We start from the raw sequence: 13,077 nt of genomic DNA, 5'->3' as shown, positions 1-13,077 counted from the left end.
ATGGGATGTTTTTTTATGTAGAGAGAGTAATCTCTTGAAAGAATTAGTGATTTTGACGTAGGTCTTTTACTCTGACTGCTTTTCCTTCGCTTTGTGGCAAGGAACCTTTTTTCACTAGTTTCAGTTTGGGAGTCACTAATATCTCGTCTTTCAATTGACGTGTGATCTCTTTGCGTATCTTTTCCAATTCAATGTAATTATCAGTAGAAAGATCGCTGAGTTCTACTTCCACAATCATTTCATCCTGGTTGTTTACTGTTTCCAGTGTGATAAGATAATTGCTGCCTAATTGTGGGAATTGTACCAATATCTTTTCTACTTGCATTGGGAAGATGTTAACTCCCTTAATGATGAACATATCATCGCTACGTCCTTTAATACGGTCAATGCGTAGGTGGGTGCGTCCACATGGACATTCTCCGGGAAGAATACGGGTGAGATCTCGGGTACGATACCGTAGAAGCGGCATCATCTCGCGGTCGAGAGTGGTCAATACTAACTCACCAATTTCTCCATCTGGAACTGGTTCTCCTGTTTCAGGATCAATAATTTCAACCAGATAGCAATCCTCCCAGAAGTGCATGCCGTTTTGTTCCTGACATTCAAAAGCAACTCCAGGACCGTTCATTTCTGTCATACCAAAGCTGTTATAAGCTTTAACACCTAACATACGTTCGATCTTTTTCCGTTGTTCATCTGTATGAGGCTCAGCACCAATGACAAGTGTTTTTAAGCTGGTGCTTGTCGGATCTATACCTTCTTCTTGAATGACTTCTGCCAGGCGAATAGCATAGCTGGGAATAGCATGAAGCGCAGTTGTTTTGAAATCAGTGATGAATTTAATCTGTCGCTTACTGTTTCCGGCAGCAGCAGGAACTGTCAGTGCTCCCAAACGTTCTGCTCCATATTGGAAACCTAATCCTCCGGTGAACATACCATATCCGGAACTATTCTGGAAAACATCCGTTTTGCGTATGCCTACCATATAGAGACAGCGTGCTACCAGGTTTGCCCAAGAGTCCAGATCGTGCTGAGAATGAACAATCAGAGTCGGAGTACCGGTTGTTCCACTTGAAGAATGAATACGTACCCCATCTTCCTGCATATTACCTGAAACTAGACCAAAAGGGTAGGTGGCACGCATATCAGCTTTAGTGGTAAATGGGATTTTTCGAATATCTTCGAGGCTTTGAATGCTATCAGCTGTGATATTATGTTCTTGGAACACTTTTTGGTAATACGGTGAATTAGCTGCAATATTTATCGTCTTTTTAAGCCGCTGAAGTTGCAATTCCTGCAACTTCTCACGGCTCATGGTCTCTATGTCTTCTTCCCAGTATTTGTTATTCATGGTAGTTTGTTTTGGAGGGTCTTTACATTAATTTTTCGGCAATTTCTTTTCCGGCAGCCAGTGCTTTGAGGTTCATCTCTACAATAGCCTCGCCTTTGCGTTCGAAGATTTCGCGGATGCTGGTTTGTATTTTCTCATAATCAATTCCCAGAAAGGGAATGGTAGCCCCAAGCAAAACAATATTTGCTACGCGAATAGAACCAATTTCTTTAGCCACCTTATCCACATTCAGAACGATTTTATGGGGTAATTTATCCAACTCTGCCCGCACATCAGCTTCTGCTGGATAGTTGGGGATATTAACGAACGGAGTTTCGTTAGTTACCAGCCAGCCTTCAGAACTTAAATAGGGGAGATAGCGTAGTCCTTCCATGGGCTCAAGTGAGATGATCAAATCGCATTTGCCTGAAGGAATAAGATCAGAGGCAATAGGTTGATCACTGATACGTAAATTGGATTGTACGTCACCGCCACGTTGGCTCATGCCATGTACTTCCGCTTGTTTCATATATAATCCGTCTTTAAGGGCGGCTTTACCAATTACTGTGGCGATAGAGAGGATGCCTTGTCCACCAACGCCGGAAAGTATGATATCTTTTTTCATGGTTTTACTTGTTTCGTTTTTTACGTGCTAAAGTTTGAATGCATTCTCTGCGTGGAATAATAACAGATACACCACGATATTCGATTTCTTCACGGATAATCTGTTTCATTTCTTCATAATTCTTTTTAAGGGGAACTACTACGCGAATGTGTTCAGGAGCTACACCGATACCAGCGCAGATTGCTTCGATACGTCCTGTGCCGGCGGAATCCTGACCGCCTGTCATAGCGGTAGTTTCATTGTCTGAGATGACAATGGTAACATTAGCATTTTCATTGACACAGTCTAGAAGTCCTGTCATGCCGGAATGGGTAAAAGTTGAGTCTCCGATGACTGCCACTGCAGGGTGAAGACCACCATCAGAGGCACCTTTTGCCATTGTAATGGATGCCCCCATGTCTACACATGAATTGATGGCATTGAATGGCGCATTGGCTCCTAAAGTATAACAACCGATATCACTGAATACCTTATGAGTTGGATATTCTTCTTTTAGTACTTGCGTCAGTACAGTATACATATCACGATGGCCACAACCTTCGCAAAGTGCAGGTGGACGCATTTCTACAAGAGAAGGCACTCCAAACTCTGATTTGTTTTCTTTTCCTACGGTGCGCGCTACCTTGTCCGGATTTAATTCACCGTCCTGTGGCAATGTGCCATCCAAACGTCCTTTTATTTTAACGCCAATGCCGAGATAACCTTTCAACTGTTTCTCAACGAAAGGTTGTCCATCTTCCAATACCAGAATCTCATCGCAGGCTTCTACCAGCTGTAGAAGTTGTTTCTTGGGTAATGGGTATTGCCCAATCTTTAATACAGGATATTCACAGCCGTTAGGATAGTTTTCCATCAGATAGTTGTAGCCGATACCGCAAGCTATGATACCCATTTTTTTGTTAGGACCATCTATATACTTATTATATGGAGAACTTTCAGAGGCTTCAATGAATTCAGCCTGACGTTCCAACAAAACTTTGTAACGTTTGCGTGCATTACCTGGTAATAGGATAAATTGGCGTGGGTCTTCACTGAAAGATATTTCATTCTGGACTTGTTGGGCCTTTTGTTCTACACCTGAACGAGAGTGGGCGAGACGGGTGACCATACGCAATAATATCGGTTCACCGATTTTTTCAGAGAATGCAAAGCCGTTATAAACCATGTCGTACGCTTCTTGCTGATTACTTGGTTCGTACATGGGAATAAGTGAGAAATCACCGTAAAAGCGGCTGTCTTGTTCATTTTGTGAAGAGTGCATGCTGGGATCATCCGCTGCTATTACGATTAATCCACCTTTTACACCGGTAACGGCTGAATTGATAAAACAGTCGGCAGCTACATTCATACCTACATGTTTCATACAGACTAATGCTCGTTTACCAACAAATGACATACCCAAAGCGGCTTCCATTGCGGTCTTTTCGTTAGAAGACCAACGACTGTGAATATTTTGTTCAGTCGTAATGGGTGCCATTTGGATGTATTCTGTTATTTCCGTGGAAGGAGTGCCGGGATAGGCGTAAACACCTGAGAGTCCGGCATCTAATGCAGCTTGTGCAATGGCTTCATCGCCAAGTAAGAGTTGCTTGCTCATATCTGATTGTTTTAATGTTAGTCATGGATTATTAATAAGAAAATAATCTGCGTTTTTCACTCGCAAATATAGCCTTTTGCTTTTATTTTATTACGATTTTACTTGAAAATCTTTCTTTCGTTTAAAGCATTCCAATATTTTCTAGCATTTTTCATATGATCAGCGTAATTGGAAGCAAAGTTATGGGTACCTGAAAAGTCCTCTTTGGCACACATATAAATATAATTGTGCTTTGCATAATTCAGCACAGCATCAATGCCGATGGTTGAAGGAATACGTATCGGTCCCGGTGGTAATCCGGCATTTAGATAAGTATTGTAGGGTGACTTTACATTCAGGTGCTCATTCGTAATTCTTCTTAGACCGAAATCTTGAAGTGCGAATTTAATGGTGGGATCGGCCTGTAAGGGCATACCCTTATTTAAACGATTTATGTAGAGACCTGCAACCATGGGCTTTTCTTCATTGTTATTTGTTTCTTCTTCTACAATAGAGGCGAGCGTTGATACTTCTTCCGGTGTCATGCCTATGGTTGTGGCCTTGGCTAGTCGTTCCTGATTCCAGAATTTTTCATGTTCTTTCTTCATACGGTCAAAGAAATCCTGTACGCTCATATTCCAGTATACTTGATAAGTTTCGGGAATGAACAGGCTGGCCATTGTTTCCTTTGTATATCCCATTTTCTTTTGAAATAGCGAGTCGTTCATTATTGCTGCAATTTCAGTAGAATCAATCATAAGTTGTTTACCTACGCTGCGAGCAAGTCTATCTAAAGTACGTACATTGCTAATGGTCAGATTTATAGGTTCTTGATATCCTCTATATAAACGACTAAAGACGTGGTAAACACTCTCTCCTGGGCGGATGGCATAGCGTCCAGTGTGGATGTTTGAATTGTAGTCACGCCATTTAGCCATCCAGAGAAAGCCTGAAAAACTTTTCGGATGTCCCTGTTTTTTTACCTTGTTATATATGGAATCCGGTGTATCGTCTTTATCGATATAAATATAAGCTGTTTTGGAGGGATGAAACTGTGGATAGAATAAATAATAATAGAATGTTCCGGCACAAGCTGCGCCAATAAGGAACAGGGCTATCAACCCTCCTATGAGAATTCTTTTTGTCTTCTTTTTCATCGGTTTCTACAGTTTTCTTTAGTCAGGCAAAGGTAAGAAGAATCTATGAAATAAAAAAGGAGATGCATAAGCATCTCCTTTCCTTTGAGCCGCTAGCCAGACTTGAACTGGCGACCTACGCGTTACGAAGTCTCTTATAGATTCCTACGTATGTTGCTGATATTCATGTAGGTTCCTACGATTGTCAGAATTCTTTAAAGCACAATCTGCTATACAATTGTTAGTTTGGTAGTAGGATTGAACTGTTAATAATGAGGTTACATTGTTGGCTTTGTCCCTTTGCTGATTTTAGGAGGATCGTACTCCGCTTCTTGTCTTCGTTTCTCGTCCTCATCTTTGAGGTATTTGTTTCGTATATCTTTGATGTTGTTCGTCATCCCCCATACTTTGAAGAAGAGGATGATTTGCAATACTCCAAATATTAGGAGTATAATGGTTAATAAGTCAATCATATTTCTTATTTTATAAGGTATTGATATATATTTCTGCTATATCTCTTTCTGACAGTGTGAATTTTTGATATTCATTAATAGCCTGTTCTATAAATCCTTTGCTTTTTAGAACTTTTAGTTTATTGAGAAGTTTTTCAAATACTTCCTTATCTATAACATCTATTTTTTTGAATGTGTCAAGGACATATTCAATTGCATCGTTTTCTGATAGGCCTGTTTCGTCTATATAATATTTACATGCTTCTGGTATTTTATTTAATCTAATAAATTTAGCAATGATTGATTCCATGGAATCATTTGTATTGTAAGAGATTGAATCATAATCAGCTGCTTGTATTTGAAATGGAGTAGTTGCTTTAATAACTTCTTCTGAACATGGGCATCTGTTTTCTAAATTCTTCTTCGCTTCGTAAAGTTTTTCTTCGAATATTTTTTTAGCATGAGCTTTTTGCTCTTCTTGCTCTTTTAATCTTTTTGCTTCATATTCCTTTGTTTCTTTGACAACTTTGATTTCTTCGGAAATTGCACTGTTGTATTTTTCTATAATCCTTGCTTTTCCATAGTTATATTCTTCTTCTGATAGAAATCCTTTTGTCCAATAATCATGAATATCGCTGAGAGCTTTGTACATGAAATATCTATCCTCAAAGTTGCTTTCTATCATAACAGCAGTTCCAGAGGCAGAAACCATGAACATTGATTTACCTCCACCTGAAACTTCGTCAAAGTCAATATGCAATCCAACTATGGCATCAGCTTGAAAATATTTGGCTTTTTCTTCTAATTCAGCCATAACATCCTTGTATATGGTGTTCAGCTTGTTTTGGTAAGTATTGGAACGACCGCCAAAAACATCCGTTAGCGATGCTGCAAAATCGGAGAAGAAATTTGCGCCAATAACTATGTTGGCGTTTATTACTCCCAAGTATCGCTTTATAGAGTGATTTTCGATATTGTTTGTTGTAGTTATTATCATAGTATCAGATATTTAGTTTGTTTTTTAATTCGTTGAAAGCGTCCGGGATGGGGCTAAATTATTCACTTACTATGAAACTGATGTCTATATTTAATTTATAGTTCATTAGGAATGAAGAACTGCTTCGTATTCTTTTTAGTAATAATTGTTACTTCTTTCCCGCTATCAAGCAAGATAGCTTGTACATTTTCTTTTATATCATCAGCAAAAGGGTCTTGAATGTAAATTTTCTTTAGATATTCCATGCTTTGTATTACTAATCTATCAATTTCTCTATTGACATAAGGAAAAGAATATCCAATGATTACCAGTGATGTTGTATTTTTTACGCGCTCTATAATACTTTTAATAAATTCATCGTTTCTTTCCCAAGAATAAGAAAGTGTATTTCTATATAAATTATTATAATGCAATATCTCTCCTATTTTTACTATAGCTTTATTAAGATCATATCCTCCATTGAAAATATCTATAATTGTTTTCTCATCTTGCCTATCTATAAATAATGCAGTTCCATTTAATTTTGCAATAGAAAATACATCTTTATTTTTATTTTTTGTGGTAATAGTCTTGCTAATTACATTCAAATTTTCCCATAGCTTCATTATATACTTTCCGTCATTAGAATAATCGGAATATGCTAATTCAAACTGTGCGTCATAATTCCATGTTAGTATATCTATTGAAGGGAACTTCTTGTCTTCATTCAATAGTGATGCTATAAAACCATCGTAACGTAAATCATGTGGAAGAAATAACTGATTAAGTGTTAGGTAGATGGATAGAGCATTTTTTACTCGATTGTATATCTCACTCTTTTGAGTGATAAATAACATTTTTGCATAAGTATCAATAGTTGGATAATCTCCACATCTATCTGATAGCCATTTTAGCTCATCCTTAATTAATAAGAGGGTTTCTTTCTCTTTACCAGTAAATCCGTTGCATTTTTCAGAAAGCAATTTTATCAATGAATGAATAGCTATACTAAATTCTGATATGATGGGAACTCCTCTTTTGATTTTTCCTTTCTGGTCGCGTTCACCATAGCTTGCTCCAGCACCCAAAATGTATGTTATTTTATTCATTCTCTATCCTTTATTAATCTATAGTATTGAGTTTTTTGTAATCTTCAATATCCTTTCTTAATAAAAGATAATTTTCCCACTCCGTTTGTATAGTGGTAAAAGAAGGACGTTCGTTTGAATAAAAATTATATCGTCTATGAAGCATTCGTGAAAATGGGTCCCAAATGTATTCATAAGTTTCACAGACAGTTTGATAACCATTTGTTCCTTGTTCAATGCCATTATAATTTTGATGAAAATTTCCATCGCTTTCGTTATATTCAAAAATATATATCCGCATAGTCTATTTATTTAAGATTTCAATATTATTATCACCAAATACAAACCGAAGAACCTGCTCTTTTTTCTCACTACCCATTTCTATAGATAAAGTGGCTTTAATTTCCTTTTGTTTTATGTAATCTGTGTTATTACACGAATCACCAGATTTATAGTAATCGAAAAAATTACAATTTAGCACCTCGCTAATATTACATAGCAAATCGGTGTCAAGGCTATGCTTTTGAAATACTGTTTTTTCGATATTCTGTCTTGCAATACCCAGTAATTCAGCAAATTTAGCCTTTGATAATCCGCTTTCATCTACCTTTTTACGGACTTCTTCTCCAATGTTTAATCTATTGATTTTCATATAATAAAGTTATTAAAGTTTTTTCATTAGCAGAAATTAGTGCGTAATATCTAAAATGTTAAATAATGATAATAATGTAATCTAAAGATATTACATGTAATATATTTGATTACATTTGCGTCATCAATCATTCATTGACGCAACAAAGATGCAAAACTGATTGATAGGATAAAATAGTATAAACATATTAAATCACACGGTTATGAGCGCGAATTTTAAAAATCAAATGAAAGAGGTCATGTCACTTGCATGGTCTTTCGTGAAGAGAAACGGTTTTTCAATAAGTGAAGCATTAAAAGTTGCTTGGGCTAACTTGAAGCTGAAAGCTGAAATGAAAAGTAAGATTGTAAAGTTCTACTTTCAAAAAGTAGATGGTTCTGTGAGAGAGGCATATGGTACTCTTTGTGAGAAATTGATGCCTGCTATTACTGGTACAGATAAGAGAGCAAAGAACGATACTGTTCAAACTTATTTCGATACTGAACGCCAAGAGTTCAGATGCTATAAAAAGGCTAACCTTTTAAAAATCGCTTGATATGAGACAGTATAGAGTTTGTGACAGCATAGATGCTTATGAGTTTGAAAAGTCTTTAGATAAGGCTTGTACTGAGCTTGATAGAGTGGACGGTATGTCAGAGGCAGAAGCTTGCACATACTGTAATACTGACACCAAAGAAGAAGCGCTGCAAGGTATTCAAGAAGAGATTGATTACATAGAGTTTCAACTTAACAGAATGGCGGTATGATAGAAATAGCAATAACATTAATGAGCCTGTACGCTGGGTATAGGCTATTCAGAAAGCCGGGTGAGAAGTTCTTTTATGATGATTAATCACACGATTATATCACGCACGACAGCCCGTGCAGACGTAGAGAATATTCTACACGGGCACTATTGATTAGTTCTTTGAAATATTGTAAAAGCCTTTACGGTGTAATTCATAAGCCGTTTAGGTCAACCAAAGATAATGAACGCACATAAGCAAGTTGGAGCTTGTGAGTTGTGCAATGTTTAACGATTAACAGATGTGTAACCATAGTCACTGAGGTGTAAGTAATGACGGATTTGGCGACCGACACGCACATCGAAACATATAGCTAACAGAAAAGCGTGATGCTTGGAATCGAATTCCTCTGTTAGCACTAATTTTTAAAAGTATATGGACGAAATTTGGAAAAATATTGAAGGATATGAAGGTTTATACCAAGTATCCAATTTAGGTAAAGTAAGAAGCCTTGACAGAATCACATTATATTTATCTGGTAGAAAAGTGTTTACACATGGACGCAATTTGAAGTTGAGGTATAACAATGTAGGTTATGTGTATGTATTTCTAATAAAAAACAAAATTAAATCTTTCTTTTTGATTCATAGGTTGGTTGCTCTTGCATTCATACCAAATGTAAGTAACAAGCCCGAAATAGACCACATAAATACCATTCGTGATGATAATCGTGTTTGCAATTTAAAATGGGTTACGAAGAAAGAAAACAGGAATAACCCTAACACAAAAATCTCAAATAAAATATCGAATAAAAAAGCTAAGAGAAAATGGCTTGAAGTTCTTGAAAAGAAAGTAATACAGCTTGATTTAAACGGGAACTTCATAAGGGAGTTCAAAAGTCTCCATGCCATTGAGAGAGAATTTGGCTACAACAGAGCGAACATTGCAAGGTGTTGTAAAGGTGTAAAGAAAACATGTTATGGATTTAAGTGGATGTTTTCGGGTTGGGCGTCCGTACTGGTATTGATATAAAAGACCGTCAGTTCTCGATTACTGGTACAACTGTCTAAAAGGTTGGCGGGCACAAACTAATACTTATTCTTATGGAAGTAAATGAGTACCTTAAGTTCTTGGAAGATACAGTAAAAGAACTTTCACTTGAATTGAAAGCTACTACTGATTGTTTGGCGGCTTTGTCTATTAGACGTACAAGAGAAATGGATAGTTTAATGCTGCGTATTGATGACGCAGTTCACCAAAGTAAATGCACGCTTGCTAAAGTAGAGGAGAAGTTGCCATGAAAGTGATTATGTTTTCTTTTTCAGTGATCTTATTATTATGTATGACAGTGATACTATGTAATGCTGTTATCAAGGATAGTCCCATGTATGTGTCCGGTGTCATACTGACATCTATAATGTTTGTCTTATCTATTATACTCACTGTTTTGACATTTTCGGAGTTGAAAGAGGATTATTGACATAACTGTTTTTGTCGTGTTTTATTTTGTGTTTGTACTGGGGTGTGCGGTCTGTGAAGATAGTGCACCTTTATTATTGGGGATAAGTGGCGGAATTGGTAGACGCACTCAATACCAGAGCGAGTTCAGTGAAAATCTGTATGCAAGTAATGTTGGACGCATCATGAAAGCAGACATCTCATCCCGGTTCGAGCCCGGGCTTGTCCACGAATCATTAATTTAAAATTAAATCTTATGGCAAAAGAATCAGAAGAAAGAAAAAAAGTCAAAGAGAAGCTGATAAAGAAAAATGATAAGCTACCTTTCTCTTTATCTCTTTATGTGAAAGTATCCCGTATGGTTCAAGATTTGAATCGTTTGGCGAGAGCCAATCGAATTGTAGAACCGGAAGATGTACTTTATTCTATTCAACAAGAAGGAGCTCCTAAAGGAAAGTTTTATGTAGTAAGGAACTACTAATCATTAACTCACACGATTATGAATAGAGTATTAACAGAACTCACCCCTGAATGCGAGATTACAGCACGAATGTATGCACAAGGGTATGAAAAGAAAGAAATTGCTGATCTCAAATGCCGAGCAGTTAGCACGATAAACAACCAATTGCAGAAAGCTTTTGATGTTTTGCAGGTGAGGAATGGTCGGGAATTGGCAACCATGCTTTATGAACGGATAGCTGGTGTGAAATTCACAATGGATTTTTCACCTATCATTCGTACATCCGTTGCTTGTGGCTTATTATGTGTCTTTTCTTTGTCGCTTTACCACGAACAGAGCGATATGAGAAGGGCACGAAGAACAAGAGTTGAAACTATTGAAAGAGTAAGGAGGTTAGAATGAATGCAGAAGCAAAATTAAACACTCTCTATCGAATAGGTAGCAGAGTGTCTCTCAATAAAGAGCAAGCAAAAGAGTTTGTAGGCGGTCGTTATAGACTTGAAAAGCTGATAGCAGAAAAGAAAATACGGGCAGAAAAGACCGGAACCACGAAAATGTCTCCTTATGCAATCAATGCTTGTGATGTACTTCTCTATGCTATTGATTCTAAAGAACAAAGAATATAATTAACCCTTTAAATTTTACGATTATGAGTGACCAACTTATATACACTAAGATAGCCAGTATTCTAAAAGAAACAAAGGCTATAACAAAGTCGGAAAAAAACCAGCAACAAGGTTTTAAATTCCGTGGCATTGATAACGTTATGAATGAACTTCATGAGTTATTCTCAAAAAATGATGTGTTCATCCTTCAAGAAGTACAGAATTTCACCACTGAAAATAGACCAACGAAAAGCGGTGGTACTAATACATTCACCCGTGCGATGATAAAGTTCCGCTATATGACTACTGATGGTTCTTTTGTAGAAACCACTAACGTAGGAGAAGCGATGGATTCAGGTGATAAAGGAATGAATAAGGCAATGAGTATTGCTTTAAAGTATTCACTGTTGCAAATGTTTCTCATCCCTACAGAAGAATCAAAAGACCCAGACTCAATTACACCGGAAGAAACGGATTATCTGGCAATGGCTCTGCAAGAAGTTAAAGGCGCGCAAAGTGTGCAGACACTAACGCAGATATTTAATAGCTATAACAGTTTGCAGGGGAACAAAGATTTTATGAACGCATTATCCACTAAGAAAAAAGAATTAAACAATGCAGCTCAATAAATCGCAAGTTGTATTCAACCAAGAGAAACACACCTATATACTGAACGGTGTGTTTCTCTCAGGAATTACAGGGATAATTGAAAGGCAATTATTTCCCGATAAGTTAAAAGGGATTCCTCAATATCGGATTGATAACGCAGCAGAAAAAGGTTCTTATATACATGAATGTTGTGAAATAGCCGATTCATTAGGGGTTATTCCTGATTGTGAAGAAGCGAAGAACTATCTCAACTTAATACAACTTAATGGATTGATTATTGAAGATAGTGAATACCTTGTATCCGACAATGAACATTATGCAAGTTCAATAGATAAGGTTTATCGAGAAAATGAAGATACCTTTCACTTGGGTGATATTAAAACCACATATAAATTGGATAAGGAGTATGTGCGTTGGCAATTATCTATTTATGCTTATCTCTTTGAATTGCAGAATCCAGGCGCAAAAGTTGATAGATTGTTTGCTATCTGGTTGCGAGGCTCTATCGCTGAATTGATAGATGTAGAACGAATCCCTTCTGATGTTATAAAATCGCTTTTGACTTGTGATATGAATGGCATCCAGTTCGTTAACCCCTACGCCCTACCCATATCCAATATTACTTTACCATCTCATTATCAAGAAATGGAACTATCCATAATTGAAATAGAAAAACAAGCGAAATATTGGGCAGACAAGAAGAAGGAACTTACGGATGGAGTAATGAAAGAGATGGTGAAATCCGGAGTCTATAATTGGAAGAGTGATTCAATACAATTTATCCGTAAAAAGGATAGCATTCGAAAATCATTCGATAAAGAAAAATTCGAGAAAGACTATCCGGGAGTTTATAACAAATATTTGAAAGAATCTCCGATAGTTGGTAGCGTAACATTAAAAGTAATATAATATTCATTATGGCAAATCAAATAACCGGACGGATAATCGAAATCAGTCAGACCGTCCAAATACTATCCAAGAATGGAGGAAATCCATTTACCAAACGAGAGTTTATTCTTGATGCAACCACATATGACCCTTATACAGGTGAGCGTAGCGAGTATGAGAATGTTATTCCTTTGGAGTTTTCGGGTGACAAATGTGCAGAACTTGACCGCTATAAAAATGATGATGTAGTGACTATATCATTTGTCTTACAGGGGCGTTCATGGACAAATCAGGATGGGGAACTTAAACGTATGGCGTCTATTCGATGCTATAAAATAGAAGCGCGTGGCGGTGTATCGCAATCTCCACAGACTGTATCGGTACAGCACCCAATTCAACAACCGGCACCGCAGCCGACTTATCAGCAGCAACCGCAGAACTTTCCGCCTCCTGTTGATGCGAATGGTAATGTAAAAGATGATTTACCTTTTTAGCGT

At 37.1% G+C, this 13,077-nt stretch carries 19 protein-coding genes and 1 tRNA gene; 11 read left to right on the top strand and 9 right to left on the bottom strand.

Features of this window, described 5'->3' with window-relative positions; all coding sequences use genetic code 11:
* Positions 1-43 precede the first annotated feature (43 nt).
* The 9 genes from K6V21_RS22710 to K6V21_RS22670 all read right to left on the bottom strand — a co-directional run bounded on the left by K6V21_RS22710 (position 44) and on the right by K6V21_RS22670 (position 7,835).
* Positions 44-1,351 (bottom strand): phenylacetate--CoA ligase family protein, encoded by a 1,308-nt coding sequence (locus K6V21_RS22710; protein WP_044272092.1) that lies wholly within the window; start codon positions 1,349-1,351, stop codon positions 44-46.
* A 22-nt stretch (positions 1,352-1,373) separates the two neighbouring features.
* A complete protein-coding gene (locus tag K6V21_RS22705) occupies positions 1,374-1,955 on the bottom strand; it encodes an indolepyruvate oxidoreductase subunit beta (RefSeq protein ID WP_007217792.1) in 582 nt (193 codons plus the stop codon).
* A 4-nt stretch (positions 1,956-1,959) separates the two neighbouring features.
* Positions 1,960-3,552, bottom strand: a complete 1,593-nt coding sequence (locus K6V21_RS22700; protein WP_224319974.1) for a thiamine pyrophosphate-dependent enzyme — start codon at positions 3,550-3,552, stop codon at positions 1,960-1,962.
* Between the two features lie 98 nt (positions 3,553-3,650).
* Positions 3,651-4,688 (bottom strand): endolytic transglycosylase MltG, encoded by a 1,038-nt coding sequence (mltG, locus tag K6V21_RS22695; protein WP_224319973.1) that lies wholly within the window; start codon positions 4,686-4,688, stop codon positions 3,651-3,653.
* 257 nt (positions 4,689-4,945) lie between these two features.
* A complete protein-coding gene (locus tag K6V21_RS22690; RefSeq protein ID WP_118424376.1) occupies positions 4,946-5,140 on the bottom strand; it encodes a hypothetical protein in 195 nt (64 codons plus the stop codon).
* 10 nt (positions 5,141-5,150) lie between these two features.
* Positions 5,151-6,116, bottom strand: a complete 966-nt coding sequence (locus K6V21_RS22685; RefSeq protein WP_224319972.1) for a YbjQ family protein — start codon at positions 6,114-6,116, stop codon at positions 5,151-5,153.
* Between the two features lie 95 nt (positions 6,117-6,211).
* Positions 6,212-7,204, bottom strand: coding sequence for a hypothetical protein (locus K6V21_RS22680; RefSeq protein WP_224319971.1), 993 nt, complete (start codon positions 7,202-7,204; stop codon positions 6,212-6,214).
* 13 nt (positions 7,205-7,217) lie between these two features.
* Positions 7,218-7,484: a hypothetical protein gene (locus tag K6V21_RS22675; protein WP_224319970.1), complete on the bottom strand. Its 267-nt coding sequence runs from the start codon at positions 7,482-7,484 to the stop codon at positions 7,218-7,220.
* Positions 7,485-7,487: 3 nt separating this feature from the next.
* Positions 7,488-7,835, bottom strand: a complete 348-nt coding sequence (locus K6V21_RS22670; protein WP_224319969.1) for a helix-turn-helix domain-containing protein — start codon at positions 7,833-7,835, stop codon at positions 7,488-7,490.
* A gap of 202 nt (positions 7,836-8,037) precedes the next feature.
* On the opposite strand from K6V21_RS22670, the gene K6V21_RS22665 reads away from it, so the two are divergent.
* From K6V21_RS22665 to K6V21_RS22615, 11 genes are all read left to right on the top strand, one after another.
* Positions 8,038-8,370 carry an SH3 beta-barrel fold-containing protein gene (locus K6V21_RS22665; protein WP_224319968.1) on the top strand — a complete coding sequence of 111 codons (333 nt, stop codon included), beginning with the start codon at positions 8,038-8,040 and terminating at the stop codon, positions 8,368-8,370.
* Position 8,371: 1 nt separating this feature from the next.
* A complete protein-coding gene (locus K6V21_RS22660; RefSeq protein WP_138291697.1) occupies positions 8,372-8,581 on the top strand; it encodes a hypothetical protein in 210 nt (69 codons plus the stop codon).
* A gap of 414 nt (positions 8,582-8,995) precedes the next feature.
* Positions 8,996-9,592: an NUMOD4 domain-containing protein gene (locus tag K6V21_RS22655; protein WP_224319967.1), complete on the top strand. Its 597-nt coding sequence runs from the start codon at positions 8,996-8,998 to the stop codon at positions 9,590-9,592.
* Positions 9,593-9,663: 71 nt separating this feature from the next.
* On the top strand, positions 9,664-9,861 hold the full coding sequence (locus tag K6V21_RS22650) for a hypothetical protein (protein WP_138291696.1): 198 nt from the start codon (positions 9,664-9,666) through the stop codon (positions 9,859-9,861).
* A 259-nt stretch (positions 9,862-10,120) separates the two neighbouring features.
* Positions 10,121-10,247: transfer RNA gene (locus tag K6V21_RS22645), tRNA-Val, on the top strand.
* A 27-nt stretch (positions 10,248-10,274) separates the two neighbouring features.
* A complete protein-coding gene (locus K6V21_RS22640; RefSeq protein ID WP_224319966.1) occupies positions 10,275-10,499 on the top strand; it encodes a hypothetical protein in 225 nt (74 codons plus the stop codon).
* 18 nt (positions 10,500-10,517) lie between these two features.
* Positions 10,518-10,880 carry a DNA-binding response regulator gene (locus tag K6V21_RS22635; protein WP_224319965.1) on the top strand — a complete coding sequence of 121 codons (363 nt, stop codon included), beginning with the start codon at positions 10,518-10,520 and terminating at the stop codon, positions 10,878-10,880.
* A complete protein-coding gene (locus tag K6V21_RS22630) occupies positions 10,877-11,104 on the top strand; it encodes a hypothetical protein (RefSeq protein WP_055167878.1) in 228 nt (75 codons plus the stop codon). The genes K6V21_RS22635 and K6V21_RS22630 overlap by 4 nt, the downstream gene beginning before the upstream one ends.
* Before the next feature lie 23 nt (positions 11,105-11,127).
* The gene (locus K6V21_RS22625; protein ID WP_099147144.1) at positions 11,128-11,712 is read left to right on the top strand and encodes an ERF family protein; all 585 of its coding nucleotides are present in this window, start codon (positions 11,128-11,130) and stop codon (positions 11,710-11,712) included.
* Positions 11,699-12,601 carry a hypothetical protein gene (locus tag K6V21_RS22620; protein WP_099147145.1) on the top strand — a complete coding sequence of 301 codons (903 nt, stop codon included), beginning with the start codon at positions 11,699-11,701 and terminating at the stop codon, positions 12,599-12,601. The genes K6V21_RS22625 and K6V21_RS22620 overlap by 14 nt, the downstream gene beginning before the upstream one ends.
* 8 nt (positions 12,602-12,609) lie before the next feature.
* Entirely contained in the window at positions 12,610-13,074 is a 465-nt protein-coding gene (locus K6V21_RS22615) for a DUF3127 domain-containing protein (RefSeq protein ID WP_224319964.1), read from the top strand.
* Positions 13,075-13,077: the final 3 nt, after the last annotated feature.

This window comes from Bacteroides cellulosilyticus, assembly GCF_020091405.1.
Lineage (GTDB): Bacteria > Bacteroidota > Bacteroidia > Bacteroidales > Bacteroidaceae > Bacteroides.
Note: the sequence above shows the minus strand (reverse complement) of the source record. Positions and strands in the feature narration are given on the sequence as shown.

What these genes read in the sequence shown, in the direction of transcription:
- K6V21_RS22710 (WP_044272092.1), bottom strand. Translation starts at nt 1,351, where the DNA reads ATGAATAACAAATACTGGGAAGAAGACATAGAGACCATGAGCCGTGAG.
- K6V21_RS22705 (WP_007217792.1), bottom strand. Translation starts at nt 1,955, where the DNA reads ATGAAAAAAGATATCATACTTTCCGGCGTTGGTGGACAAGGCATCCTC.
- K6V21_RS22700 (WP_224319974.1), bottom strand. Translation starts at nt 3,552, where the DNA reads ATGAGCAAGCAACTCTTACTTGGCGATGAAGCCATTGCACAAGCTGCA.
- mltG (WP_224319973.1), bottom strand. Translation starts at nt 4,688, where the DNA reads ATGAAAAAGAAGACAAAAAGAATTCTCATAGGAGGGTTGATAGCCCTG.
- K6V21_RS22690 (WP_118424376.1), bottom strand. Translation starts at nt 5,140, where the DNA reads ATGATTGACTTATTAACCATTATACTCCTAATATTTGGAGTATTGCAA.
- K6V21_RS22685 (WP_224319972.1), bottom strand. Translation starts at nt 6,116, where the DNA reads ATGATAATAACTACAACAAACAATATCGAAAATCACTCTATAAAGCGA.
- K6V21_RS22680 (WP_224319971.1), bottom strand. Translation starts at nt 7,204, where the DNA reads ATGAATAAAATAACATACATTTTGGGTGCTGGAGCAAGCTATGGTGAA.
- K6V21_RS22675 (WP_224319970.1), bottom strand. Translation starts at nt 7,484, where the DNA reads ATGCGGATATATATTTTTGAATATAACGAAAGCGATGGAAATTTTCAT.
- K6V21_RS22670 (WP_224319969.1), bottom strand. Translation starts at nt 7,835, where the DNA reads ATGAAAATCAATAGATTAAACATTGGAGAAGAAGTCCGTAAAAAGGTA.
- K6V21_RS22665 (WP_224319968.1), top strand. Translation starts at nt 8,038, where the DNA reads ATGAGCGCGAATTTTAAAAATCAAATGAAAGAGGTCATGTCACTTGCA.
- K6V21_RS22660 (WP_138291697.1), top strand. Translation starts at nt 8,372, where the DNA reads ATGAGACAGTATAGAGTTTGTGACAGCATAGATGCTTATGAGTTTGAA.
- K6V21_RS22655 (WP_224319967.1), top strand. Translation starts at nt 8,996, where the DNA reads ATGGACGAAATTTGGAAAAATATTGAAGGATATGAAGGTTTATACCAA.
- K6V21_RS22650 (WP_138291696.1), top strand. Translation starts at nt 9,664, where the DNA reads ATGGAAGTAAATGAGTACCTTAAGTTCTTGGAAGATACAGTAAAAGAA.
- K6V21_RS22640 (WP_224319966.1), top strand. Translation starts at nt 10,275, where the DNA reads ATGGCAAAAGAATCAGAAGAAAGAAAAAAAGTCAAAGAGAAGCTGATA.
- K6V21_RS22635 (WP_224319965.1), top strand. Translation starts at nt 10,518, where the DNA reads ATGAATAGAGTATTAACAGAACTCACCCCTGAATGCGAGATTACAGCA.
- K6V21_RS22630 (WP_055167878.1), top strand. Translation starts at nt 10,877, where the DNA reads ATGAATGCAGAAGCAAAATTAAACACTCTCTATCGAATAGGTAGCAGA.
- K6V21_RS22625 (WP_099147144.1), top strand. Translation starts at nt 11,128, where the DNA reads ATGAGTGACCAACTTATATACACTAAGATAGCCAGTATTCTAAAAGAA.
- K6V21_RS22620 (WP_099147145.1), top strand. Translation starts at nt 11,699, where the DNA reads ATGCAGCTCAATAAATCGCAAGTTGTATTCAACCAAGAGAAACACACC.
- K6V21_RS22615 (WP_224319964.1), top strand. Translation starts at nt 12,610, where the DNA reads ATGGCAAATCAAATAACCGGACGGATAATCGAAATCAGTCAGACCGTC.